Genomic DNA, 22,575 nt, shown 5'->3' with positions numbered 1-22,575 from the left:
CACAAAAAAAGCCGTTGGCGCGCAAACGCCAACGGCTTTTTTCCTGTGCGGCCGCAGCCGGGAAGGGTGTGCCGCTCAGCGACGCGCGCGCGGCGTGAGCACGCTCGGCAGCGCCTTCGGCAGCGAGCTCGGCCAGTCGCGGCTGTAGTGCAGCCCGCGGCTTTCGCGGCGCGAGTGTGCGCTCTTCACGATCAGGGTCGCCACGTCGACGAGGTTGCGCAGTTCGAGCAGGTCGCGCGTCACGCGGAAGTTCGCGTAGTACTCCTGGATCTCGTCGCGCAGCAGCGACAGCCGGTGCTTCGCGCGCTCGAGGCGCTTGTCGGTGCGCACGATGCCGACGTAGTTCCACATCAGGCGGCGCAGCTCGTCCCAGTTGTGCGCAACGACGACTTCCTCGTCCGCATCCGACACGCGGCTTTCGTCCCACGCGGGCAGCGTGGCCGGCGTTTCGGCATCGAAGCCGGCCGCCTCGATCGCTTCGGCCGCGGCACGGCCAATCACGAGACATTCGAGCAGCGAGTTGCTCGCGAGCCGGTTCGCGCCGTGGAGCCCCGTGTACGACGTTTCGCCAACTGCATACAGGCCCGCGAGATCGGTGCGCCCGGCGAGGTCGGTGACGACGCCGCCGCACGTGTAGTGCGCGGCCGGCACGACGGGGATCGGCTCTTTCGCGATGTCGATGCCGAATTCGAGGCAGCGCGCGTGGATCGTCGGGAAGTGTTCGCGCAGGAACGCTTCCGGCTGGTGGCTGATGTCGAGATACACGCAGTCGATCCCGCGCTTCTTGATCTCGAAGTCGATCGCGCGCGCGACGATGTCGCGCGGCGCGAGTTCGGCGCGCGGATCGTGCGCGGGCATGAAGCGCGTGCCGTCGGGCAGCTTCAACAGGCCGCCTTCGCCGCGCACGGCTTCGGAAATCAGGAACGACTTCGCGTACGGATGGAACAGGCAGGTCGGGTGGAACTGGATGAATTCCATGTTCGACACGCGGCAACCTGCGCGCCACGCCATCGCGATGCCGTCGCCGGTCGCGGTGTCGGGGTTCGTCGTGTACAGGTAGACCTTGCCGGCGCCGCCCGTTGCGAGCACCGTATGCGGCGCCTCGATCGTGATCGTGCGGTCGTTGTCGACGTCGAGCGCGTACAGGCCGTGACAGCGGCGGCCGGGCAGGCCGAGCCGGTCCGACGTGATCAGGTCGATCGCGTGGTGGTTTTCGAAGAACGTGATGTTCGGATGCTGGCGCACACGCGCCGACAGCGTGGCGAGCACCGCATGGCCGGTCGCGTCGGCCGCGTGGATGATCCGGCGATGGCTGTGGCCGCCTTCGCGCGTGAGGTGGAAGCCGAGCTCGGCCGCGTCGTCCTTCGTGAACGGCACGCCCTGCGAGATCAGCCATTCGATCGCTTCGCGGCCGTGCTCGACGATATAGCGCGTCGCGCCTTCGTCGCACAAGCCGCCACCGGCGACCAGCGTGTCGTCGACGTGGTTCTCGATGCTGTCCGCCGAATCGAGGACAGCCGCGATGCCACCTTGCGCGTTATCGCTCGCGCCCTCCATCATCGACCGTTTCGCGATCAGCGCGACTCGTCGCGTGCTGGCCAGGTTGAGTGCGACCGACAGCCCTGCCAGGCCGCTGCCGACGATCGCCACGTCGAATTTCATGCTGCATCTCCATCGTTACGCTTTTGATCTTGTGCGTTCCGGCGGCCGTGGCCGCGGAAAGGGGAGAGCATACCGCGTCGGGCCGGAGCGTGCGCGCAAAACAAAAAGCCCCGCATGTGCGGGGCTTTTCGGTCGCCGTCAGGCTAGCAGAAACCGGAGATTACTTGATCTTGGTTTCTTTGTATTCAACATGCTTGCGGACGACGGGATCGAACTTCTTGATCGCCATCTTTTCCGGCATGTTGCGCTTGTTCTTCGTGGTCGTGTAGAAGTGACCCGTACCAGCGGTCGACTCGAGCTTGATCTTGTCGCGTGCGCCTTTTGCCATGATTGTGCTCCTTGGGCTTAGGCTTCGCCGCGTGCGCGCAGGTCAGCGAGCACGGAATCGATGCCGTTCTTGTCGATCAGGCGCAGGCCGGCGTTCGAGACGCGCAGGCGCACCCAGCGGTTTTCGCTCTCTACCCAGAACCGGCGGTTTTGCAGGTTCGGCAGGAAGCGGCGCTTCGTCTTGTTGTTGGCGTGGGAAACGTTGTTGCCGCTCATCGGCGCTTTCCCAGTTACTTGGCATACGCGTGCCATGAGAGCACTCCTAATACGCTAAATTCGGGGTTCGATCGCCGATGAAGGTTCCATCGTACCGCCACGTGATCCATGGCTGCACTCAGAACGCCGAAGCCCTTACAGACAAGGCCCTTCGATGGCTAGAACTGGTTGGAAAAAAGACAGACGGCGATTCTAGCAGAAAAAGTTCAGAAAAATCAAACCTAATTTCGCATCACCGTTGCGGCGCCCTTGGGCGGGCCGCAACCGCACAGTCTACATCCAACCGGCCCGTGCGAACGAAAAAGTATCACTGGTGCCGATCACGACGTGATCGAGCAGCCTGACATCGACGAGCGCGAGCGCATCGTGCAGCACGCGGGTCAGGCGGCGATCTTCCGCGCTCGGCTGCACCGCACCCGACGGATGGTTGTGGGCAACGATCAGCGCCGCAGCGTTGTATGCCATCGCGCGGCGCACGATCTCGCGCGGGTAGACGGCCATGCGCGTCAGCGAGCCGCGCGTGATTTCCTCCATGTCGATCAGGCAGTGGCGTGCGTCGAGGTAGACCGCGGCGAACACTTCGTACGGACGCCCGCCGATCTTCAGCCGCAGATAGTCCTCGACCGCGCCTGGTGAATCGATCGGCTTCTTCTCGTGCGCTTTCTCCTTCAGCATGCGACGCGCGATCTCGATGACGGCAACCAGCCGCGCGGAGCGCGCGGGGCCGATGCCGGGGTGCGCCTCGAAATCGCCGGTGGTCGCCTCGAGCAGCCCGTGCAGCGACTTGAACTGCTTGACCAGTGCGCGGGCGGTGGTGAATACATCGTGCCCGGGCTTGCCCGTGCCGAGCAGCAGGGCGACCAGTTCGTCGTCGGTGAGCGCCGCCGGCCCGCGCTCCAGCAACCGCTCGCGCGGCCGCTCGGGCCGCCAGCCGCGCAGGCGGCGCTTGCGCCGGTGGATCGGGATGACGCGGCCGGGCGGATCGGCCGGCAGATCGGTGCTGTCGCGGCATTCGACGGGCGGCAAGGCTGGGCAGGGTGACAGCATGCTTGAAACTCCATTGGCGGCGGGCAGTGTGCGCGACGTCGTCGCACTTTCAGCCTTGCGCGCTCAGGTGACTTACAATATTGGTTTTGCGCCGGGCCTTTCGGCCGTATCGGGCGCCGACTGAACGAGTAATTCATGAGCCTCATCGATCTATCCGAAGTGAAGCCCGGTTCCCACGTCACATTGCATTACCGGCTGGCACTCGCCGACGGCGCCGATATCGTCAACACCTTCACCGACAAGCCGGCCACGCTGCTGCTCGGCGCGGGGCAACTGGCGCCGTCGCTGGAACAGATTCTGATCGGCCTCAGGGTCGGCGACCATTCGACTTTTCAGCTAACCCCCGAACAGGGGTTCGGTCCCCGCAATCCCGACATGCTCCAGCGCGTGACGCTGTCGACGCTGCGCGAGAACGGGATGGTCGGCGACGATTTCACGCCGGGCGAACTGATCGAGTTCAACGCGCCGGACGGCGGCCGGTACGCGGGGGTGCTGAAGGAAGTCAGCGAAACCTCGGCACTGTTCGACTTCAATCATCCGCTCGCGGGCCAAGCGCTCACGTTCGAAGTGAAAATCATCGGAATCCTGTAATCATGAGCACCACCGATACGCTGTCCGGGCAGACCGTCGCCGCCGATGCCGAAATCCTGCTGGCCCAGCCGCGCGGTTTCTGCGCGGGCGTCGATCGCGCGATCGAGATCGTCGAGCGCGCCATCGCGATGCACGGTGCGCCGATCTACGTCCGTCACGAGATCGTCCACAACAAGTACGTGGTCGAGGATCTGAAGAAGAAAGGCGCGATCTTCGTCGAGGAGCTCGAGGAAGTGCCGGCCGGCAATACCGTGATCTTCAGCGCGCACGGCGTGTCGAAGGCCGTGCGCGACGAGGCCGACGTGCGCGGGTTGCGTATTTACGACGCAACCTGCCCGCTCGTCACGAAGGTGCACGTCGAAGTGGCGAAGATGCGCCAGGACGGCGTCGACATCGTCATGATCGGGCACAAGGGCCATCCGGAAGTCGAAGGCACGATGGGGCAGGTCGAGCGCGGCATGCATCTCGTCGAGAGCGTCGAGGACGTGCAGAAGCTCGAGCTCGCCGATCCCGAACGCATCGCGCTCGTCACGCAGACGACGCTGTCCGTCGACGACGCAGCCGAGATCATCGCCGCGTTGAAGGCCAAGTATCCGAAGATCCGCGAGCCGAAGAAGCAGGACATCTGCTACGCGACGCAGAACCGCCAGGACGCCGTGAAGTTCATGGCGCCGCAGTGCGATGTCGTGATCGTCGTCGGCAGCCCGAACAGCTCGAATTCGAGCCGCCTGCGTGAAGTGGCCGAGAAGCGCGGCGTGGACGCGTACATGGTCGATGCGCCCGACCAGATCGATCCGGCATGGGTCGCAGGCAAGCGTCGCATCGGCGTGACGGCCGGCGCGTCGGCCCCCGAAGTGCTCGCCCAGGCCGTGATCGCGCGGCTGCGCGAACTCGGTGTGCGCAATGTGCGCGCGCTCGACGGCATCGAGGAAAACGTGTCGTTTCCGCTGCCGCGCGGGTTGAACCTGCCGCCCGCCGCCTGATTGCCGCATCGCACCCGCGGAACACCGAAGCGCGCCTGACGGCGCGCTTTTTTTTGCTTGTCGAAATCGCAATCGCAACCATTATTCGGATGAATGGTGCAACCAGGTTGCTCTACGCGCTTCCAAGCGTCTCTCAAAATTGGTTGCAATGCAGGAAAACCCCATCGAATCAGGATTATTGGCGTCCTATAAATGGAGTTACAATGCGCCCGTTTTCAGGCCTGAATGGCTTTGAAATCGGATTTTGGCAAGGCGCGGGAGACCACTCAATGCATGTGAAGTCGGCTTACGCCATGTCCGTCGCCGCACCGGTTGCAATGCTTGCCGGCTGCAGCAAAAAGAGCGACGACGAGGCGGGGGAGGCTGCGGCGTTTGCGGCACCGCCGGCCAGCGGCGTGCGCGTCGCCGGAACCGGTCGTGTGGCACCGTTCGCGTGCCGCACCGCGCAATTGGGCAAGGACAAGGGAAACGGGGCACGTTTGGCGATCGAGGAAATCAACGCGTTGGGCCTGGCGAACGGCCAGGCTGCGGGCACGCAGGTTGCAGCACAGCAGGCCGCCGGTCGTGGCGTGACAGCGACCGTGCGCGCCGATCGACGCAGGCCGGCCAAGGCGCCCGGCGGTGCGGGCAGCGTGCCGATGTCGCCGGTCCCCTCTCATTTCGATTCGACGAAACAGCGCGTTGCCGCGAGCAATGATGTCGCGGCGCGCGGTCTGGTTCGTACGATGGATTCCGACGCAGTCCTGACGAATGTCGGGCGCGGCGTTCGCGGTGCCTTGCGGGGCGGCGCGGCACGGAATCCGATCTGCCCGGGTGCGGGGCTTGCCTCGCACCGGACAGGAAAAGGCACGGATGCCGGGCAACCGGACGATGGCCGTCTCGGCATGCTGCCCTACGACTTCAAGGAGGCCACGAACACCGTCCTCGATGTCGTGACGATTTAGCGACGGGACTCATGACGGCACCGGAACAGTGCGGTGCCGTTTTTGTATCCGCTCCGGCGGCAGGTCCGGCCGTACAGGCCGGGCGGCGCGCGCCGGGACGATCCACCCTTACCGGTATCGACTAGTACCCGCAGTGTCGCCGAGAAGGCGCGATTCCTCGCTTACCCGCGGGGCGCAACGTCCTCCGGCAGCACGGGCCAAGGAGCTTTAAATGGATATTTTCGTCCAGCAGGTTCTCAACGGGCTGGTGCTCGGCAGTGTCTACGCCATCATCGCGTTGGGCTATACGATGGTGTACGGCATTCTCGGCATCATCAACTTCGCGCATGGCGACGTGCTGATGATCGGCGCGATGGTCGCCCTGTCGGCCATCACCGTGCTGCAGAACCATTTCCCCGGACTCGGCAACGTCGCGACGCTGACGATCGGCCTGGGTATCGCCGCAGTCGTCTGTGCATTCGTCGGCTTCACGATCGAACGGGTCGCCTACCGGCCGCTGCGTCGCGCACCGCGCCTCGCCCCGCTGATCACCGCGATCGGCGTGTCGATCCTGCTGCAGACCGCCGCGATGATCATCTGGTCGCGCAACCCGCTGCCGTTCCCGCAATTGCTGCCGACCGATCCGATCAACGTGATCAAGGCGACGGACACGACGCCCGGCGCCGTGATCTCGGTGACTGAAATCGTGATCATCGCTGTGGCGTTCATCGTGATGGGCGGCCTGCTGCTGCTCGTGCACAAGACCAAGCTCGGCCGCGCGATGCGCGCGATCGCCGAAAGCCCGAATACCGCGAGCCTGATGGGCGTGAACCCGAACTTCGTGATCTCCGCGACGTTCATGATCGGCTCCGCGCTCGCCGCGCTGGCCGGCGTGATGATCGCCTCCGAATACGGCAACGTGCACTTCTACATGGGCTTCATCCCCGGCATGAAGGCATTCACGGCCGCGGTGCTGGGCGGGATCGGCAACCTCGGCGGTGCGATGGTCGGCGGCGTGCTGCTCGGCCTGATCGAGCAGCTCGGGGCCGGCTATATCGGCAACCTCACGGGCGGCGTATTCGGCAGTAACTACCAGGACGTGTTCGCCTTCATCGTGCTGATCATCGTGCTGGTGTTCCGTCCGTCCGGCCTGCTGGGCGAACGTGTCGCGGATCGCGCGTAACGGAAGGGAGCAAACAACATGACATCCATTCAACCGATCGAATCCTCGACGTCGCTCGTCGAAGAGCGCAACACCACCAAGACGGTCATCATCGGCCTCCTGACCGCGGTCTTCGTGATCGCCGCGCCGATCATCATCGGCTCGGCCGGCGGCAACTACTGGGTCCGTGTGCTCGACTTCGCGATGCTGTACGTGATGCTCGCGCTGGGCCTGAACGTGGTGGTCGGCTTCGCCGGCCTGCTCGACCTGGGCTACATCGCGTTCTACGCGGTGGGTGCGTACACGGCGGCGTTGTTGAGCTCGCCGCACCTGAGCTCGCAATTCGAGTGGATTGCGGCGCTCGCGCCGAACGGGCTGCACATCCCGTTCCTGATCATCGTGCCGATCGCGATGGCGCTGGCGGCGACCTTCGGGATCCTGCTCGGCGCGCCGACGCTGCGCCTGCGCGGCGACTACCTGGCGATCGTGACGCTCGGCTTCGGTGAAATCGTCCGGATCTTCATGAACAACCTCGACCGTCCGGTGAACATCACCAACGGCCCGAAGGGGATCACGGGCATCGATCCGGTGCACATCGGCGACTTCAGCCTCGCGCAGACGCACTCGCTGTTCGGGATCCAGCTGCCGTCGGTCTACATGTACTACTACCTGTTCGTGCTGTGCTCGCTGCTGGTGATCTGGGTGTGTACGCGCCTGCAGCACTCGCGTATCGGCCGCGCATGGGCGGCGATCCGCGAAGACGAGATCGCGGCGAAGGCGATGGGCATCAACACCCGCAACGTGAAGCTGCTCGCATTCGCGATGGGCGCGTCGTTCGGCGGCCTGTCGGGTGCGATGTTCGGTTCGTTCCAGGGCTTCGTGTCGCCGGAATCGTTCACGTTCTGGGAATCGATCGTCGTGCTCGCATGCGTGGTGCTCGGCGGCATGGGCCATATCCCGGGCGTGATCCTGGGCGCGGTGCTGCTCGCCATCTTCCCGGAATTCCTGCGCTCGACGATGAGCCCGCTGCAGCACGCGCTGTTCGGCCACGACGTCGTCGATACGGAAGTGATCCGTCAGGCGCTGTACGGCCTCGCGATGGTGGTCATCATGCTGTACCGCTCGGAAGGCCTGTGGCCGGCGCCGAAGCATGAGGACAAGATCGCGAAACTGGCGAAGCGCGCCAGCAAGAAGCCGGTGCGCGCTTAACCTACGGACAAGGGGATACACACATGAGCGACAAACAAATCCGACTGTCCGTCAAAGGCGTGAACAAGCGCTTCGGTGGCCTGCAGGCGCTGTCCGACGTCGGCCTCGAGATCAAGGAAGGCGAGATCTATGGCCTGATCGGCCCGAACGGCGCCGGCAAGACGACGTTCTTCAACGTGATCACGGGCCTCTATACGCCCGACTCCGGCGAGTTCAAGCTCGACGGCACGGAATACAAGCCGACCGCGGTGCATCAGGTCGCGAAGACGGGCATCGCGCGCACGTTCCAGAACATCCGCCTGTTCGGCGGGATGACGGCCCTCGAGAACGTGATGGTGGGCCGCCACGTGCGCACCAAGCACGGGCTGCTCGGCGCGGTGTTCCAGACGCCGGCCGAACGCCAGGAAGAGCGCGAGATCAAGGAGCGCGCGATCGAGCTGCTCGAATACGTCGGCGTGCTGCAGTACGCCGACTACACGTCGCGCAACCTGTCGTACGGCCACCAGCGCCGTCTCGAGATCGCGCGTGCGCTGGCTACCGACCCGAAGCTGCTCGCGCTCGACGAGCCGGCGGCCGGGATGAACGCGACCGAGAAGGTCGAACTCACGCGCCTGCTCGACAAGATCCGCTCGGACGGCCGCACGATTCTCCTGATCGAGCACGACGTGAAGCTCGTGATGGGGCTGTGCAACCGGATGACGGTGCTCGATTACGGCAAGGTGATCGCCGAGGGTCTGCCGCAGGACGTGCAGAAGAATCCGAAGGTGATTGAGGCATATCTCGGCGCAGGGGTGCACTGATGGCAGCGGCAATGTTGAAAATCAAGGGCTTGCAGGTCAACTACGGCGGCATCCAGGCCGTCAAGGGCGTTGACATGGAAGTCCGTCAGGGCGAGCTCGTGACGCTGATCGGCGCGAACGGCGCAGGCAAGACCACGACGATGAAGGCGATCACGGGTCTGAAGGCGTATTCGGCCGGCGACATCGAGTACGAGGGTAAGTCGATCAAGGGCATTCCGACGCACGAGCTGCTCAAGCGCGGCCTCGCGATGGTGCCGGAAGGCCGCGGGATCTTCGCGCGGATGTCGATCGTCGAGAACATGCAGATGGGTGCATATCTGCGCAACGACAGCGAGCAGATCAAGAAGGACGTCGACCGCATGTTCGGCTTCTTCCCGCGCCTGAAGGAGCGGGCGACGCAGCTCGCGGGCACGCTGTCGGGCGGCGAGCAGCAGATGCTGGCGATGTCGCGCGCGATCCTCTCTAAGCCGAAGCTGCTGCTGCTCGACGAACCGTCGATGGGCCTGTCGCCGATCATGGTCGAGAAGATCTTCGAAGTGGTGCGTGAAATCTCGAAGGAGGGCATCACGGTGCTGCTCGTCGAGCAGAATGCACGCCTCGCGCTGCAAGCGGCCGACCGTGGCTACGTGATGGATTCGGGCACGGTCACGATGGAAGGCGATGCGAAGCAGATGCTCGACGATCCGAAGGTGCGTGCCGCTTACCTGGGTGAATGAGTGAGTGAATGAGCGGGCCCGCGGGCGCGCGCCGGCAGATGCCGGGCGCGTCGCACACGGGCTTTCGAAAGGCTGTCACGGGATGCCGTGACAGCCTTTTTTTTCGTGTCATGCGATTCCGGTCGAACTTGTGCGTGCGAGCGCGACTCCATTCGACTGTCGGGCCGCACACGCGGCACGGGAACGATGGGGGCGGCCGCTCGTTACCGGTCGCCTGCCAACCGTCACACGGGCCGCGTAGCATCGACGGCCGATCGGCACACGGAGAGCACGCATGAGTCTGGACTACGGTTTCGTGAAGGCGAAGGTGACATCGGTGGCGAAGCTGAAGGGCTCGCCGCACGGCAGCGAGATCCAGTATCACATCCACCTGACGCTGGCGCTGCCCGGAGGCGACTGGGACGTCGCGATCAACGTCGGCACCAACGATGCTGACGACCTGCTGAACTACAAGCTCGTCTACGACTTCCACCACCCGATTACGCAGACGCTCGCGGCCGCGGCCGAAGGCTATACGGACCTGACGGGGCAGGCAGCATTGCCCGCGCTCGACTACCTGCGCAGCGACATCCTCAACGAAACGGGCGCATGGCGCCCGAGCGCCGTGATGGACGGTACGGAGCAGCAGGAGCCGATCCCGTCGCTGCTGCGGCTGGTGAACGCCGCGCAGTCGCAGGGGCTCGACGTCGTCGTGTTCGGCCGCTCGTATTCGGAAGGCAACGGCATCCACGACACGCACATGAACCAGGGTTCGACCGGCTCGAACTACCTGCACCGCGCGGGCGACGACCACAACGATCACAACGACATCTGGCAGGACGGCGCGCTGATCGTGCGTGTGAGCGAGTCGCAGTGGGCCGCGTATTTCGCGGCGTTCGAGCAGCAGGCCGTGCCGACCGACGCGCTCGGCAATCCGCTGCCGGGCGCTGGGCCGATCACGCGCTGAAGTGGCGGGCTGCCGGCCTCTGCTTCACGCGGCCGGCAGCGTCTTGCCGAACGAGATGCGTTCCTCGACGCGATAGCCGAGCGCCGCGTAGAAGCGGCACGCATCGTCGTTGCCGGGCAGTACCTGCAGGTTGATCTTCAGGCAGCCGCGTGCGGCGAGCGCGCGTTCCGCATGCGCGATCAGCGCGCGGCCGATGCCGAGCCGGCGTGCGTCGTTCAATACGCCGAACGAGTAGAGCCAGCCGCGATGTCCGTCGAAACCCGCCATCAGCGTGCCGACCACGCGGGCGCCGCTAGTTGCGACGAAGAACAGTTCCGGCTGCGTCGCGAGCTTCAGCTCGATCGATCGCAGCGGATTGCGGTGCGGCGGCGCATCCGCGTCTTCGTACTGAGGGAACGCGTCGCGCCATACCGCGAGCACGGCATCGGTGTCGGTGCGTTCGAACGGGCGGATTGCGACAGCATCGGCGGCGGCATCCATCGGCGGGCTCTCCTTAGAGCGTGTCGAGCACCGACCGCAGCATCGCCATCATCTGGTCGATTTCCTCGGTCGTCACGTTCAGTGCGGGCATGAAGCGCAGCAGGTTCGGCCGCGCGGCGTTCAGCAGCAGGCCGTCAGGCTGCATGTCGCGCGCCTTCTCGACGATCTGCGGGCCGATGTCCTTGCCGAGCAGCAGCGCGCGCAGCAGGCCTTCGCCCCGTTCGCCTTCGAAGCCGCGCTCTTCCGACAGCTCGAGCAGCTTGCGCTTCAGGTATTCGCTGCGCGCCCGCACACCTTCGAGGAAGCCCGGTGCGACGAGCTGCGAGATCACCGAATAGCCGACCGCCGTCATCAGCGGGTTGCCGTTGTACGTGCCGCCCTGGTCGCCGGCCTCGAACACCGCGAACTCGGCTTTCGACAGCAGCGCGCCGAGCGGGGCGCCGCCGCCGATCCCTTTCGCGAGCGTCATGACGTCCGGCTCGATGCCGGACAGCTCGTACGCGAACAGCGTGCCCGCGCGGCCGCAGCCGCTTTGCACCTCGTCGACGATCAGCATCAGGTTGTGCTGCTTCGTCAGCGCGCGCAGCGCCTGCATGAATTCGCGCGTGGCCGGAATCACGCCGCCTTCGCCCTGGATCGGCTCGAGCATCACCGCGACGGTCTTGTCGGTGATCAGCTTCTCGACCGAGTTGATGTCGTTCAGCTCGGCCTTCGGGAAGCCCGGCACCTGCGGTGCGTAGATCGTGTCCCAGCCCGGCTTGCCGCTGGCCGACATCGTCGCGAGCGTGCGGCCATGGAAGCTGTGGTCGAACGTGATGATCTCGTACGCGCCGTTCTTGAACTTGCGACCCCACTTGCGCGCGAGCTTGATCGCGCCTTCGTTCGCTTCCGCGCCGCTGTTCGTGAAGAACACCTTGTCGAACACGCTGTGCTGCGTGAGCAGGCCCGCGAGCTTCGCCATCGGCTCGTTGTAGAACGCGGGCGACGGGTTCAGCAGTTTTTCTGCCTGCGTCTTCAGCGCGTCGACGATGCCTTCGTTGCAATGGCCGAGGCTGTTGACGGCCCAGCCCTGGATGAAGTCCAGATAGCGCTTGCCCGTGTGATCGTAGAGCCACGAACCCTTGCCGTGCGTAAACACGATGTCGGGGCGGTTCGTGATGTACATCAGCGAGTCGATCGGATAATCGTTCAGGGGCATGGCAGCAGACTCCAGCGGGCGTTGAAAGGGAAACAGGCAATAAAAAAGCCACGGAAGGCCGTGGCTGGTGGGTCGAACAGCTTGTGCGTAACCGGTGAAGCGGTGTGGGGGTTACGCGCGAGTCCGTGACGAGCCGGCGGCATCCGGGCGGAGCGGCGAGCGGCGACGTCGAAGGGCGGACAGGAAGCGGTTCATGTGCGCAAGCATAAGGCATCCCGCGCCTCACTGTAAACCGGCGCGATGCCACGGATGTGACATCGCGGCGCGCAGTGCCGTACGCGGGTGCGCGGGCCTCAGACCGGATGCGCGAGATCGGCGGCGCTCGTGAACGAGTCCGCATAGAACTCGTCGGCCGGCAGCGCGTGGTGCTGCGTGAAGTCGCGCTGCGCGGATTCGACCATCACCGGCGCGCCGCACGCGTACACCTGGTGGCCCGACAGATCGGGCAGGTCCTCGATCACCGCGCGATGGACGAAGCCGGTGCGGCCCGTCCATTGATCGCCGGCGTCCGGCTCGGACAGCACCGGCACGTACTTGAAGTTCGGGATCTCGCGTGCCCACTGCTCGGCGAGCTCGCCGAGGTAGATGTCCTTCTTGCGGCGCGCACCCCAGTAGAGCGTCATCGGGCGCGTGATGCCCGTGTGCTTCACGTGCTCGATGATCGCCTTGATCGGCGCGAAGCCCGTGCCCGATGCGAGCAGCACGATCGGCTTGTCGGAATCCTCGCGCAGGAAGAACGTGCCGAGCGGGCCTTCGAAGCGCAGGATGTCGCGCTCCTTCATCGCGCCGAACACGTGGTCGGTGAACTTGCCGCCCGGCATGTGGCGGATGTGCAGCTCGATCGGGCCTTCCTCGTGCGGCGCGTTCGCCATCGAGTAGCTGCGGCGCGAGCCGTCCTTCAGGATGAACTCGACGTACTGGCCCGCGAGATACTGCAGGCGTTCATTGGCGGGCAGTTGCAGCTTCACGACCATCACGTCGTCGGCCTTGCGCTCGAGCGCGGCGATCCGGCACGGCAGCTTCTTGACCTGCACGCCGTCGACGCCGGCGATTTCACGCACGTCGATCTCGAGATCGCACTGCGCCTTCGAGCAGCACAGCAGCGCGAGGCCGCGCGTGCGTTCGTCGTTGGACAGCGCCGACGCGGCGTGCGGGCCCTGTTCGATCTGGCCCGACACGATCTGGCCCTTGCAGGAGCCGCACGCGCCGTTCTTGCAGCCGTACGGCAGATGGACGTTCTGGCGCAGCGCAGCCGCCAGCACGGTTTCATCCGACTCGACCTGGAATTGCCGGCCGCTTTGCTTGAGAGTGACGTTGAATGCCATAGAACCAAACTAGAACAAAATGGGGGGACCGTGCATGTCGGGCACGGCAGCTACAATGCAAACCCGTTGCGCGTCGCGCAACGGTGGCTACTGATTTCGCAACCAACATGATCGCGACTCGAATCCTGCGCCGGCCGCGCGCACTGATCGTCGGCTGCGGCGACGTCGGCATGCGCTGCGTCGCGCAATGGCGCGACACGCGCTGCAACCTGCGGATCTTCGCGCTGACGAGCCACCCAGCCCGCCGCGACGAACTGCGCGCCGCGGGCGTGACGCCGATCGTCGGCGACCTCGACCGCCGGGCGACGCTTGGCCGCCTCGCGGGCCTGGCCCGCACGATCCTGCATCTCGCACCGCCGCAGTCCGATGGCCGCGACGACCGACGCACGCGTGCGCTGATTGCCGCAACGACCGTGCCTGCGCGACGGCTGCCGGTACCGCCGGCATCGGCGGTCGGCCGGCTCCGCACACTGCGGACCGCTACCCGACAGGCCGGCGCGCCCGTTCGGGCAGCGCGTATTGTACCCGACGGCCTTCGTGCGCCGAGGCTCGTCTACGCCAGTACGACGGGCGTTTACGGCGATTGCGGCGGCGCGCGCATCGACGAAACGCACCCGTTGCGCCCCGCGAATCCGCGCGCGTTCCGGCGCGTGTCGGCCGAGCGGCAACTGCGTGCCGCGACGGTGCGTGGCGTGCTGTCCGCGCGCATCGTACGCATTCCGGGCATCTACGCGGCGAACCGCCTGCCGATCGCACGGCTCGAGCGCGGCACGCCGGCACTCGAGCCGGCCGACGACGTCTACACGAACCACATCCATGCGGACGATCTCGCGGCGATCCTGCGCCGCGCGGCCGGGCGCGGCAAGCCGGCGCGCGCCGTGCACGCGTCGGACGACAGCGAACTGCGGATGGGGGAGTATTTCGACCGGGTCGCGCAGGTGCTCGGCCTGCCGAGGCCGCCGCGCGTCAGCCGCGCGGACGCCGAGCGTCAGCTCGAACCGACACTGCTGTCGTTCATGCGCGAGTCGCGGCGCTTGTCCAACGCACGGCTCAAGGCCGAATTGTGCGTGACGTTGCGGTACCCGACCGTAGACGATTTCCTTCAAACGCTCGCGCCGGGCAGCGCATCAGGTGAGCGCCGGTAACGCCTCGATCAGCAGGAAGCACAGCAGCGCGCCGATCAGCGCGCCAATCAGGTTCGGATGATATTTGTGCTTCATGTGCATCGCGGCCAGCAGCCCGCCGATCACGATGACACCGATGACCGCGAACGCGATCATCACGGACGACAGTTCAAAAGTATGGTTGCTCATGGTGCCTCCCCCTGCATCGCTGTTCTCTTACAGCTTGTGATTTCAGTATAGCGGGGGAACATGCGGCCGAGATGCGGCCGGGCGTCGAACGGTCGTGCGGATTTTCCCTTACAGGGTTTTGACGGGATTGCGCAGCGCTGAAAGGTCGGCGTCATCGAGCCAGCACCACGCGCCGGGTGCGAGATCGCCCGGCAGCGTGAAGCCGCCGATGCTTTCGCGATGCAGCGCTTCGACGCGATTGCTCGCCGCCGCGACCATGCGCTTGACCTGGTGATACTTGCCTTCGAGCACGGTCAGCGCGAGTGCGTGCGGGTCGCGCGCGTCGGCGGCGACCGCCGCGATCGGCTTCGGCTCGCCGTGGAGCTGCACGCCGGCGCGCAGCGCATTCAACTGGGTGTCGTCGAGCGGGTGACGCACGGTTGCCACGTAGGTCTTCGGCACCTTGCGTTTCGGCGACGTGTACGCGTGCACGAACTGGCCGTCGTCGGACAGCAGCAGCAGGCCCGTCGTGTCCTGGTCGAGACGCCCGACGCACTGCACGCCGCGCGCGACGAGCGGTGCGGGCAGCAGGCTGAACACGCTTGCGTGGTGTTGCGGATCGCGCGAACACTCGTAGCCGGCCGGCTTGTTGAGCGCGAGATAGGCGCGTGCGCGGAACGGCCACGCCGTATCGTCGACCGAGAACACGAGGCCGTCGGTATCGAACGCGGCATCGGGGTCGGTCGCGCGGGCGCCCGCCACGGCGACGCGGCCCGCTTCGATCAGGCCGCGGCACTGGCGGCGCGAGCCGAAGCCCTGGGTGTAGAGAATGCTTTCGAGATCCATAGCGCGCGCATTCTATCAAGCGATGGCGCGCGACCGGCATGAACGGGCATGCGCTGGTAAGCTGCCGGTACGCCGCGCGGGGCGCGGCGCCCGTTCATTCTTCACGGAAAGCACATGCCTTTTGCTTCGTTCCCGATCGGCCGCAATGCCGCTGCCGTCATTGTTGCCGCGACCGTCTCGTCGGCCGCGTTCGCGCACGCGCACCTCGCGAAGAGCGATCCGGCGGCGGGCGCGGCGGTGGCTGCCGCACCGGCCGCCGTCACGATCGATTTCACCGAGCCGCTGGAGCCGGCGTTCAGCTCGATCGTCGTCGTCGACGGCGACGGCAAGACGGTGTCGGACGGCCGAGCGCGCATCGACGCGTCGAATCGCAAGCGGATGTCGGTGCCGCTCACGGCGGTCGGCACCGGCGCCTATACGGTGAAATGGGTGGCCGTCGCGACCGACGGGCACCGCACGCAGGGCGCGTACGGCTTCAGCGTGAAGTGACGCAACGGCGACGGCAGGCCCGTGCCAGGGCTGCCGCCGCCCCTATCCGACAGGGAGTCCCGCATGAATCCGACGACGCTCGACGCACTCGCCGATTTCCCCCGTCAGCTCGAAGCCCATTTTGCGGCCGTGCCCGACGGCTACGCGCGCTGGACGCCCGACGACTGGGCCGGGATTCCGAGCGAACATTTTTCGCCGCTCGGGCAGCTCTGCCACGTGCGCGACATCGAGATCGACGGCTATCACGTGCGGCTGCGGCGGATGCTCGACGAAGACCGGCCGCTGCTCGTGTCGATCGACGGCGACGCGCTCGCGATCGAGCGCCGCTACAACGACGCGTATGCGTCCGACGTGCTCGCGGCGATCCGCGAAGCGCGGCGCGAGACGCTGGACCTCGTGTCGCGTCTCACGCCCGAACAGCTCTCGCGCACCGGAGAATTCGAAGGCTACGGGTCGCTGACCGTGCGCGGGCTCGTCCACTACCTGTGCAGCCACGACCAGCAGCATCTGGCCGGCATGCAGTGGCTGCTCGGCAAGATCGACGCGGCGTTGTACGCGCGCTGAGCGGGCACCGGCATCGGCGCCAGTCAATCGAGGTCAGATTCCGGCGCGGTTGTCGGTGCGGCAGGCTGCAGTATGGCGCTTCGATTGGATCGTTTTTCTGGATAATCCATCCAGCCGTACCCGGCTGACCGGTGCGTCGCGCATGCCTACACTCCTAGCTTCGTTCAACGAAAAAAGGAGTCAGCCGTGGCAACTCATACGCTCGCAGACAAGGTCGTCCTGATCGCAGGCGGCGCAAAGAATCTCGGCGGCCTGATCGCGCGGGATCTGGCGAGCCACGGCGCGAAGGCCGTGGCGATTCACTACAACAGCGCCGCATCGCAGGCGCAGGCCGAGGAGACGGCCGCCGCGGTGCGTGCGGCCGGCGCGGAAGCGGCTACGTTCCAGGGCGACCTGACGACGGCCGCCGCGGTCGAGAAGCTGTTCGACGACGCGAAGCAGCGCTTCGGCAAGATCGACATCGCGATCAACACGGTCGGCAAGGTGCTGAAGAAGCCGTTTACCGAGATCAGCGAGGCCGAGTACGACGAGATGTTCGCGGTCAACAGCAAGTCGGCGTTCTTCTTCATCAAGGAAGCGGGGCGGCACCTCGAGGATCACGGCAAGCTCGTCACGCTCGTGACGTCGCTGCTCGGCGCGTTCACGCCGTTCTATGCGGCGTACGAAGGGTCGAAGGCGCCGGTCGAGCATTTCACGCGCGCGGCGTCGAAGGAATACGGTGCGCGCGGGATCTCGGTGACGGCCGTCGGGCCGGGCCCGATGGACACGCCGTTCTTCTACCCGGCCGAAGGCGCCGATGCGGTCGCGTACCACAAGACGGCGGCCGCGCTGTCGCCGTTCAGCAAGACCGGCCTGACCGACATCGAGGACGTCGTGCCGTTCATCCGCCATCTCGTCACCGACGGCTGGTGGATCACCGGCCAGACGATCCTGATCAACGGCGGCTACACGACCAAGTAAGCTGCCCGGGGACGGGCCGCGCGGCGCACCGCAATGGCGCGTTTGCGTGGACAATGGGCGGGCGCGCGGCCTCGTGGCTGCGTGCCCGTTTTCCCTGTGCCGCCGGACCTGGCCGCGCCCCGCGACGGCTGGCGGCGGCGTTCGTCCGAACCTACGCTCCCTGCCGATGGACAAGCTGGATCAGGTCAGAATCTTCCTGCAGGTTGCCGAGATGGGCAGCTTCATCAAGGCTGCACATGCGCTCGACGTGCCGCGTGCGACCGTGTCGGCGGCTGTCCAGCAACTGGAGACGGGGCTCGGCACGCGCCTCTTGCACCGCACGACGCGCCAGGTGCAGCTCACCGCCGACGGCGCGCTGCTGCTCGAACGCGGCCGGCGCCTGCTCGCGGAGGCCGACGAACTCGACCGCCTGTTCCGCCGCCGCGACCGCGACGTGATCGGCCGGCTGAACGTCGACGTGCCGAGCCGGATCGCGCGCCGCATGGTGGCGCCCGCGCTGCCGTCGCTGTTTCACCGTTATCCGAAGCTGCAACTGTCGCTCGGCTCGACCGATCGTTCGATCGACCTGGTGCAGGAGGGCGTCGACTGTGCGATCCGCGTCGGGCGGCTCGCCGACAGCAGCCTCGTCGTGCGGCCGCTCGGGCAGTTCACGCTGATCAACTGCGCGAGCCCCGATTACCTGCGCGAATGCGGCGTGCCCGAGCATCCGGATGCGCTCGCGCACGGACACTGGGCGATCGGCTATGCGTCGCCGACGACCGGGCGCGAACTCGACTGGGAATACTGCACGGACGGCCAGCGGCACACGCTCGCGCTGCCGAGCCGCGTGATCGTCAACAACGCAGAAACCTATATCGCCAGTTGCATCGCCGGGATGGGGCTGATCCAGATTCCGCGCTTCGACGTCGAACATCTGCTCGACAGCGGCGCACTCGTCGACGTGATGCCCGGCCACCGCGCCGCACCGATGGATGTGTCGGCCGTGTATCCGCACCGGCGCCATCGTTCGCGCCGGCTCAATGCTTTCATCGAATGGTTCGGGGAACTGATGGCGAGTGCGCTGACGAACGGCGGCAAGGGCGCGGAGGGCGACTGACCGGCACGGCCGGTTGTGCTCGCGTGCCGTCGTGCCTGTTTCAGGGCAGCGCCGCGAACTGCCGGCTGCGCCCGGTTTCCCGCACCGCATCGATCAACGCCGCGCCGGCGCCATCCGGTTTCGTCGCGAACGCGTAGAAACGCGCGGCCGGCAGCGCCGGCAGGCCGTCTTGCGGCCCGCATTCGCGCAGGCCGTCGCGCAACTGGCTGCGCGCCAGCGCGGTGACCGCGAAGCCCGCGAGCGCGGCCGACACGCAGCCGGCCATGCTGCTGCTCTCGAACAGCACGCGGAACGGCCGCAGCGCGGCGGCGAGTGCCGCGACGGCGGCTTCCCGATAGACGCACGGCTGCGGAAACAGCGCGAGCGGCACGTCGCCGCCGGCGTCGAGCGTGCGATCCGATGCGAACGCCCACACGAGCGGCTCTTCCCACAGCAGTTCGCCCGGCGTGTCGACCTGCCGGCACTGCTTGCCGAACACGACGTCGAGCCGGCCGAGCGTCTGCTCGCGCAGCAGCGACGCGGTAATCCCCACCTTCAGCTCGATCGACGTGCGCGGGTGGCGGTCGCGAAACGTGCGCAGCACGTGCGGCAGCCACGCGCCCGCGAAATCCTCCGATGCGCCGACTCGCAGCGGCCCGTGCGCCGGCGCGCCGCGCAGCCTCGCGCGCACTTCGCGCTCCATGTCGACGATGTTGCGCGCGTATGCGTACAGCGTGTCGCCTGCCGGCGTGAGCGCGATGCGACGGGTGGTGCGCGCGAGCAGCACCGTGCCGGCCGCCAGTTCGAGCCGCTTGATGTGGCCGCTGACGGCGGACGGCGTCAACGCGAGCCGTTCCGCAGCCGGCGCGAACCCGCGGCTGTCGACGACTTCGAGAAAGGTGCGCAGCAGCGTGATGTCGAGGGCGGTCGACGCGGGATCGGTCAGCGGTTCCATGGATCAATTCAACGCAATACTCGACGAATGAACAATGATACTCCGTGAATCGTGATGAAAGGCCGGCCTACCATCGTGCATTCGGATCGACCCACGGAGTGCACGATGACGACCTATGCGCATGCGACGACCGCGTCGCTCGACATTGCCTATCTCGAATGGAACCCGCGCGGCGAGCGCGTGGCCGTGCTGCTGCACGGCTGGCCGGACAGTCCGGTCGGCTGGGAGGTCGTGGCTGCCGCGCTCGCCGCGCGCGGCTACCGCGTGCTCGCGCCCGCGCTGCGCGGTTTTGCGCCGACCCGCTTTCGTGACGCATCCGTGCCGCGCAGCGGCCAGCTCGCGGCGCTCGGGCGCGACCTGCTCGACTTCGTCGATGCGCTTGGCATCGAGCGGCCCGTGCTGGTCGGGCACGACTGGGGTGCGCGGGCGGCCGCGAACGCTTGCGGGCTGCGCGACGGCGCCGCATCGCATCTCGTGATGCTGTCGGTCGGGTACGGCACCAACGATCCTGGGCAGCCGCTGTCGCTGCAGCAGGCGCGCAACTACTGGTATCACTGGTTCATGGCGACGCCGCGCGGCGAGCAGGCATTGCGCGACGATCGCCGCGCGTTTGCCCGCTTGATGTGGGACACGTGGTCGCCGCCGGGCTGGTATCGCGACAGCGATTTCGAGGCGGCTGCTGCGGCGTTCGACGGGCCCGACTGGATCGACGTCGTACTGCATTCGTACCGGCATCGATGGGCGTTCGTGCCGGGCACGCCGGCCTATGCCGACGACGATGCGCGGCTGAATCCCGCGCCGGTGCTGGCGTTGCCGACGCTCGTGCTGCACGGCGGCGCGGACACCTGCAATCATCCGGACGGTTCGGCCGGGCGCGAGCGGTTCTTCACGGGGCGCTACGCGCGGAAAGTGCTGGACGGCGTCGGTCACTTTCCGCAGCGCGAGGCGCCGGCGGCGGTCGCCGACGCGATCCTCGGATTCTGCGAGCGAGGCTGAGGCGTGCCGGCGTGGCCGGCGCGCGGTGGATCAGCTGCCGATGCGGGCCGCGAGCAGGTCGGCGAGACCGATGTTCCTGAACATCTCGCGGCGGATGCGGTCGCCGACGCGGAACACTTCCTCCGCGCCGTCCTGCGACGGATCGACGAAGACGCGGTACGGGCGCTTGCCGGCCGGGGCGGCGACGATGTCGGCAATCGCCGTCGCGACGGTGCCGGCATCGGCGTCCGCCGGTTCGAGCGCGGCGAGGCCTTGAAGCGCCTGCTCGGCGACGCCCGCATAGGGGCCGTCGACGTAGGCGGCCTGAACGGTCGCGTCGGCCGGCTTGCCTGCGTGGGCGAAGTGATTCGTGCCTTGCGTGAAGGCGCCCGGCACGACGATCGATGTCTCGATCCCCCAGCGGGCCAGTTCGGCCGCATAGGACACCGCGAGCGAATCCATCGCGGCCTTCGCGGCGAAATAGGGCGCGAGGAACGGCGGCGTACCGCCGCGCGCGGATGACGACGATACCCAGACGAGCAGGCCGCGCCCCTGGCGGCGCAGGTGCGGCAGCGCCGCGCGGTTCACGCGCTGGGTCGACACGACGTTGATGTCGTAGAGCTGCGCGATCTGCTCCGGCGTGAACGCTTCGGCCGGGCCGAACACCATGTGGCCGGCGTTGTGGACGATGACGTCCAGGCGGCCGTTGTCGGCGATCACGCGGTCGATGGCGGCGTCGACCGATGCATCGTCGCCGACGTCGAGCTCGACCGTGTGCAGGTCGACGCCGTATTCCTGCGCGTAGGTGGCGATGGCGGCGACGCGCGGCGCGTTGCGGCCGGTGCTTTCGCGCATCGACGCGTAGACCGTGTGACCGGCGCGGGCGAGCGCCTGGGCCGTCAGCAAGCCGAAGCCGCTGGACGCGCCGGTGACGAGGACGACTTCCTTCATGAGCGATCTCCTGGCGGAAAGATGGGGCAGCAGCGAGCGGTCCGTCAGCACATGCCGCCGTTGGCGCGCAGGATCTGGCCGTTGATCCACGCGCCGTCCGGGCCGGCGAGGAAGGCGACGACGCGCGCGATGTCGTCGGGCTGGCCGAGCCGCTCGAGCGGGTTCAGCTTCGCGAGCCGATCGACGAGTTCGGGGCTCTTGCCCTGCAGGAACAACTCGGTCGCGACCGGTCCCGGCGCGACGGCATTCACGCGGATGCCGCGCCCGCGCATTTCCTGCGCGAGCACCTGCGTGAGGCTTTCGACCGCCGCCTTGCTCGCGACGTACAGGCCGTAAGACGGCATGCGCATGCCGATCACGCTGGTCGACAGGTTGATGATGCGTCCGCCGTCGCGCACGTGCTTCGCCGCTTCGCGACAGACGTTGAACGTGCCTTTCACGTTGATGGCGAGCGTTTCGTCGAGCACCGCGTCATCGAACTCGGCGATCGCGGCGAGCTTCATGACGCCCGCTGAATTGACCACCACGTCGAGTCCGCCGAACGTGTCGCGCGCCGTATCGAACAGCGCGGCCACGGCGGCGGGATCGGCGACGTTCGCCTGCACCGCGATGGCATGGCCGCCGTCGGTGACGATCGCGTCGACCACTTCGCGCGCCGGCCCGGCGCCGCCGGCATAGTTGACGACGACCCGGAAACCGTCCCGGGCGAGATGGCGGGCGATTTCCGCGCCGATGCCGCGCGACGAACCCGTGACGAGTGCGACCTGTTCCGATGTGCTCATGTCCTGCTCCTGGTAGCGGTGAGTGCCGAGCGATCCGGCGACAGGACTAATGTAGGCTTCCTCGATCAATAAAAATAATGAATAATGATCAGATCAAGAAT

General features: G+C 66.6%; 27 protein-coding genes. 15 read left to right on the top strand and 12 right to left on the bottom strand.

Annotated features, from left to right (window positions below):
- Window positions 1–75: 75 nt before the first annotated feature.
- The 4 genes from nadB to radC form a co-directional block, all read right to left on the bottom strand.
- Complete coding sequence (gene nadB / locus LXE91_RS01390; RefSeq protein WP_039368177.1) at window positions 76–1,662, bottom strand: L-aspartate oxidase; 1,587 nt, start codon at window positions 1,660–1,662, stop codon at window positions 76–78.
- Window positions 1,663–1,822: 160 nt separating this feature from the next.
- Window positions 1,823–1,990, bottom strand: a complete 168-nt coding sequence (gene rpmG, locus LXE91_RS01385; protein WP_006478046.1) for a 50S ribosomal protein L33 — start codon at window positions 1,988–1,990, stop codon at window positions 1,823–1,825.
- Window positions 1,991–2,007: 17 nt separating this feature from the next.
- Complete coding sequence (rpmB, locus tag LXE91_RS01380; protein WP_004186391.1) at window positions 2,008–2,241, bottom strand: 50S ribosomal protein L28; 234 nt, start codon at window positions 2,239–2,241, stop codon at window positions 2,008–2,010.
- Between the two features lie 237 nt (window positions 2,242–2,478).
- On the bottom strand, window positions 2,479–3,252 hold the full coding sequence (radC, locus tag LXE91_RS01375; RefSeq protein ID WP_039368174.1) for a RadC family protein: 774 nt from the start codon (window positions 3,250–3,252) through the stop codon (window positions 2,479–2,481).
- On the opposite strand from radC, the gene LXE91_RS01370 reads away from it, so the two are divergent.
- The 9 genes from LXE91_RS01370 (at window position 3,251) to LXE91_RS01330 (ending at window position 10,582) form a co-directional block, all read left to right on the top strand.
- Complete coding sequence (locus LXE91_RS01370) at window positions 3,251–3,376, top strand: hypothetical protein (protein WP_256093565.1); 126 nt, start codon at window positions 3,251–3,253, stop codon at window positions 3,374–3,376. The two genes, radC and LXE91_RS01370, sit on opposite strands and share 2 nt — an antisense overlap.
- A gap of 11 nt (window positions 3,377–3,387) precedes the next feature.
- On the top strand, window positions 3,388–3,843 hold the full coding sequence (locus tag LXE91_RS01365) for an FKBP-type peptidyl-prolyl cis-trans isomerase (RefSeq protein WP_027786673.1): 456 nt from the start codon (window positions 3,388–3,390) through the stop codon (window positions 3,841–3,843).
- A 2-nt stretch (window positions 3,844–3,845) separates the two neighbouring features.
- Window positions 3,846–4,826 carry a 4-hydroxy-3-methylbut-2-enyl diphosphate reductase gene (ispH, locus tag LXE91_RS01360; RefSeq protein ID WP_034178810.1) on the top strand — a complete coding sequence of 327 codons (981 nt, stop codon included), beginning with the start codon at window positions 3,846–3,848 and terminating at the stop codon, window positions 4,824–4,826.
- Window positions 4,827–5,095: 269 nt separating this feature from the next.
- Entirely contained in the window at window positions 5,096–5,770 is a 675-nt protein-coding gene (locus tag LXE91_RS01355) for an amino acid-binding protein (RefSeq protein WP_039368166.1), read from the top strand.
- Window positions 5,771–5,981: 211 nt separating this feature from the next.
- Entirely contained in the window at window positions 5,982–6,932 is a 951-nt protein-coding gene (locus tag LXE91_RS01350; RefSeq protein ID WP_006488946.1) for a branched-chain amino acid ABC transporter permease, read from the top strand.
- 18 nt (window positions 6,933–6,950) lie between these two features.
- Entirely contained in the window at window positions 6,951–8,120 is a 1,170-nt protein-coding gene (locus tag LXE91_RS01345; protein WP_039368160.1) for an ABC transporter permease subunit, read from the top strand.
- Window positions 8,121–8,143: 23 nt separating this feature from the next.
- Window positions 8,144–8,920 (top strand): ABC transporter ATP-binding protein, encoded by a 777-nt coding sequence (locus LXE91_RS01340; RefSeq protein WP_011352945.1) that lies wholly within the window; start codon window positions 8,144–8,146, stop codon window positions 8,918–8,920.
- Window positions 8,920–9,636, top strand: coding sequence for an ABC transporter ATP-binding protein (locus tag LXE91_RS01335; RefSeq protein WP_039368157.1), 717 nt, complete (start codon window positions 8,920–8,922; stop codon window positions 9,634–9,636). The genes LXE91_RS01340 and LXE91_RS01335 overlap by 1 nt, the downstream gene beginning before the upstream one ends.
- A gap of 274 nt (window positions 9,637–9,910) precedes the next feature.
- Complete coding sequence (locus LXE91_RS01330; RefSeq protein ID WP_039368152.1) at window positions 9,911–10,582, top strand: DUF2278 family protein; 672 nt, start codon at window positions 9,911–9,913, stop codon at window positions 10,580–10,582.
- Between the two features lie 24 nt (window positions 10,583–10,606).
- Here the strand turns inward: LXE91_RS01330 and LXE91_RS01325 are convergent, their stop codons facing one another.
- From LXE91_RS01325 to LXE91_RS01315, 3 genes are all read right to left on the bottom strand, one after another.
- Window positions 10,607–11,062 carry a GNAT family acetyltransferase gene (locus tag LXE91_RS01325; RefSeq protein WP_039368149.1) on the bottom strand — a complete coding sequence of 152 codons (456 nt, stop codon included), beginning with the start codon at window positions 11,060–11,062 and terminating at the stop codon, window positions 10,607–10,609.
- Between the two features lie 13 nt (window positions 11,063–11,075).
- Window positions 11,076–12,260: an acetylornithine transaminase gene (locus tag LXE91_RS01320; protein WP_039368141.1), complete on the bottom strand. Its 1,185-nt coding sequence runs from the start codon at window positions 12,258–12,260 to the stop codon at window positions 11,076–11,078.
- Between the two features lie 293 nt (window positions 12,261–12,553).
- Window positions 12,554–13,585 (bottom strand): CDP-6-deoxy-delta-3,4-glucoseen reductase, encoded by a 1,032-nt coding sequence (locus LXE91_RS01315; protein WP_039368138.1) that lies wholly within the window; start codon window positions 13,583–13,585, stop codon window positions 12,554–12,556.
- 107 nt (window positions 13,586–13,692) lie between these two features.
- Here LXE91_RS01315 and LXE91_RS01310 point away from each other — a divergent pair, with 107 nt between their 5' ends.
- Window positions 13,693–14,730: an NAD-dependent epimerase/dehydratase family protein gene (locus tag LXE91_RS01310; RefSeq protein WP_039368135.1), complete on the top strand. Its 1,038-nt coding sequence runs from the start codon at window positions 13,693–13,695 to the stop codon at window positions 14,728–14,730.
- Here the strand turns inward: LXE91_RS01310 and LXE91_RS01305 are convergent.
- Together LXE91_RS01305 and LXE91_RS01300 are read right to left on the bottom strand one after the other, a co-directional pair.
- Window positions 14,713–14,898, bottom strand: coding sequence for a hypothetical protein (locus tag LXE91_RS01305; protein ID WP_039368131.1), 186 nt, complete (start codon window positions 14,896–14,898; stop codon window positions 14,713–14,715). The genes LXE91_RS01310 and LXE91_RS01305 overlap by 18 nt on opposite strands.
- 108 nt (window positions 14,899–15,006) lie before the next feature.
- A complete protein-coding gene (locus LXE91_RS01300; protein WP_039368128.1) occupies window positions 15,007–15,723 on the bottom strand; it encodes a pseudouridine synthase in 717 nt (238 codons plus the stop codon).
- A 114-nt stretch (window positions 15,724–15,837) separates the two neighbouring features.
- Between LXE91_RS01300 and copC the strand changes: the two genes are divergently transcribed.
- The 4 genes from copC to LXE91_RS01280 all read left to right on the top strand — a co-directional run bounded on the left by copC (window position 15,838) and on the right by LXE91_RS01280 (window position 18,832).
- Window positions 15,838–16,212 (top strand): copper homeostasis periplasmic binding protein CopC, encoded by a 375-nt coding sequence (gene copC, locus LXE91_RS01295; protein ID WP_039368126.1) that lies wholly within the window; start codon window positions 15,838–15,840, stop codon window positions 16,210–16,212.
- Window positions 16,213–16,275: 63 nt separating this feature from the next.
- Window positions 16,276–16,776, top strand: coding sequence for a DinB family protein (locus LXE91_RS01290; protein ID WP_039368122.1), 501 nt, complete (start codon window positions 16,276–16,278; stop codon window positions 16,774–16,776).
- Between the two features lie 186 nt (window positions 16,777–16,962).
- Entirely contained in the window at window positions 16,963–17,736 is a 774-nt protein-coding gene (locus LXE91_RS01285; RefSeq protein WP_039368119.1) for an SDR family oxidoreductase, read from the top strand.
- A 166-nt stretch (window positions 17,737–17,902) separates the two neighbouring features.
- Window positions 17,903–18,832, top strand: coding sequence for a LysR family transcriptional regulator (locus tag LXE91_RS01280; RefSeq protein ID WP_039368116.1), 930 nt, complete (start codon window positions 17,903–17,905; stop codon window positions 18,830–18,832).
- A gap of 40 nt (window positions 18,833–18,872) precedes the next feature.
- Here the strand turns inward: LXE91_RS01280 and LXE91_RS01275 are convergent, their stop codons facing one another.
- On the bottom strand, window positions 18,873–19,766 hold the full coding sequence (locus LXE91_RS01275; protein ID WP_039368113.1) for a LysR family transcriptional regulator: 894 nt from the start codon (window positions 19,764–19,766) through the stop codon (window positions 18,873–18,875).
- Between the two features lie 105 nt (window positions 19,767–19,871).
- On the opposite strand from LXE91_RS01275, the gene LXE91_RS01270 reads away from it, so the two are divergent.
- A complete protein-coding gene (locus tag LXE91_RS01270) occupies window positions 19,872–20,762 on the top strand; it encodes an alpha/beta fold hydrolase (RefSeq protein WP_039368111.1) in 891 nt (296 codons plus the stop codon).
- A 30-nt stretch (window positions 20,763–20,792) separates the two neighbouring features.
- Here LXE91_RS01270 and LXE91_RS01265 read toward each other — a convergent pair whose 3' ends face one another.
- Window positions 20,793–21,692 (bottom strand): SDR family oxidoreductase, encoded by a 900-nt coding sequence (locus tag LXE91_RS01265; protein ID WP_039368110.1) that lies wholly within the window; start codon window positions 21,690–21,692, stop codon window positions 20,793–20,795.
- 44 nt (window positions 21,693–21,736) lie between these two features.
- The gene (locus LXE91_RS01260) at window positions 21,737–22,474 is read right to left on the bottom strand and encodes an SDR family oxidoreductase (protein WP_039368108.1); all 738 of its coding nucleotides are present in this window, start codon (window positions 22,472–22,474) and stop codon (window positions 21,737–21,739) included.
- Between the last annotated feature and the right edge of the window lie 101 nt (window positions 22,475–22,575).

Source organism: Burkholderia contaminans, assembly GCF_029633825.1.
Taxonomy (GTDB): Bacteria; Pseudomonadota; Gammaproteobacteria; order Burkholderiales; family Burkholderiaceae; genus Burkholderia; species Burkholderia contaminans.
This window is presented reverse-complemented; position numbering and strand designations above follow the sequence as displayed.

Bases quoted from the DNA above. Each gene is read 5' to 3' on its own strand.
- rpmB (WP_004186391.1), bottom strand. From the start codon at position 2,241: ATGGCACGCGTATGCCAAGTAACTGGGAAAGCGCCGATGAGCGGCAAC.
- LXE91_RS01265 (WP_039368110.1), bottom strand. From the start codon at position 21,692: ATGAAGGAAGTCGTCCTCGTCACCGGCGCGTCCAGCGGCTTCGGCTTG.
- LXE91_RS01325 (WP_039368149.1), bottom strand. From the start codon at position 11,062: ATGGATGCCGCCGCCGATGCTGTCGCAATCCGCCCGTTCGAACGCACC.
- LXE91_RS01320 (WP_039368141.1), bottom strand. From the start codon at position 12,260: ATGCCCCTGAACGATTATCCGATCGACTCGCTGATGTACATCACGAAC.
- LXE91_RS01270 (WP_039368111.1), top strand. From the start codon at position 19,872: ATGACGACCTATGCGCATGCGACGACCGCGTCGCTCGACATTGCCTAT.
- LXE91_RS01315 (WP_039368138.1), bottom strand. From the start codon at position 13,585: ATGGCATTCAACGTCACTCTCAAGCAAAGCGGCCGGCAATTCCAGGTC.
- LXE91_RS01365 (WP_027786673.1), top strand. From the start codon at position 3,388: ATGAGCCTCATCGATCTATCCGAAGTGAAGCCCGGTTCCCACGTCACA.
- LXE91_RS01275 (WP_039368113.1), bottom strand. From the start codon at position 19,766: ATGGAACCGCTGACCGATCCCGCGTCGACCGCCCTCGACATCACGCTG.
- LXE91_RS01305 (WP_039368131.1), bottom strand. From the start codon at position 14,898: ATGAGCAACCATACTTTTGAACTGTCGTCCGTGATGATCGCGTTCGCG.
- rpmG (WP_006478046.1), bottom strand. From the start codon at position 1,990: ATGGCAAAAGGCGCACGCGACAAGATCAAGCTCGAGTCGACCGCTGGT.
- LXE91_RS01370 (WP_256093565.1), top strand. From the start codon at position 3,251: ATGCTTGAAACTCCATTGGCGGCGGGCAGTGTGCGCGACGTCGTCGCA.
- radC (WP_039368174.1), bottom strand. From the start codon at position 3,252: ATGCTGTCACCCTGCCCAGCCTTGCCGCCCGTCGAATGCCGCGACAGC.
- LXE91_RS01280 (WP_039368116.1), top strand. From the start codon at position 17,903: ATGGACAAGCTGGATCAGGTCAGAATCTTCCTGCAGGTTGCCGAGATG.
- LXE91_RS01330 (WP_039368152.1), top strand. From the start codon at position 9,911: ATGAGTCTGGACTACGGTTTCGTGAAGGCGAAGGTGACATCGGTGGCG.
- LXE91_RS01355 (WP_039368166.1), top strand. From the start codon at position 5,096: ATGCATGTGAAGTCGGCTTACGCCATGTCCGTCGCCGCACCGGTTGCA.
- LXE91_RS01350 (WP_006488946.1), top strand. From the start codon at position 5,982: ATGGATATTTTCGTCCAGCAGGTTCTCAACGGGCTGGTGCTCGGCAGT.
- LXE91_RS01300 (WP_039368128.1), bottom strand. From the start codon at position 15,723: ATGGATCTCGAAAGCATTCTCTACACCCAGGGCTTCGGCTCGCGCCGC.
- LXE91_RS01290 (WP_039368122.1), top strand. From the start codon at position 16,276: ATGAATCCGACGACGCTCGACGCACTCGCCGATTTCCCCCGTCAGCTC.
- LXE91_RS01345 (WP_039368160.1), top strand. From the start codon at position 6,951: ATGACATCCATTCAACCGATCGAATCCTCGACGTCGCTCGTCGAAGAG.
- LXE91_RS01260 (WP_039368108.1), bottom strand. From the start codon at position 22,474: ATGAGCACATCGGAACAGGTCGCACTCGTCACGGGTTCGTCGCGCGGC.
- LXE91_RS01340 (WP_011352945.1), top strand. From the start codon at position 8,144: ATGAGCGACAAACAAATCCGACTGTCCGTCAAAGGCGTGAACAAGCGC.
- ispH (WP_034178810.1), top strand. From the start codon at position 3,846: ATGAGCACCACCGATACGCTGTCCGGGCAGACCGTCGCCGCCGATGCC.
- LXE91_RS01335 (WP_039368157.1), top strand. From the start codon at position 8,920: ATGGCAGCGGCAATGTTGAAAATCAAGGGCTTGCAGGTCAACTACGGC.
- nadB (WP_039368177.1), bottom strand. From the start codon at position 1,662: ATGAAATTCGACGTGGCGATCGTCGGCAGCGGCCTGGCAGGGCTGTCG.
- LXE91_RS01310 (WP_039368135.1), top strand. From the start codon at position 13,693: ATGATCGCGACTCGAATCCTGCGCCGGCCGCGCGCACTGATCGTCGGC.
- copC (WP_039368126.1), top strand. From the start codon at position 15,838: ATGCCTTTTGCTTCGTTCCCGATCGGCCGCAATGCCGCTGCCGTCATT.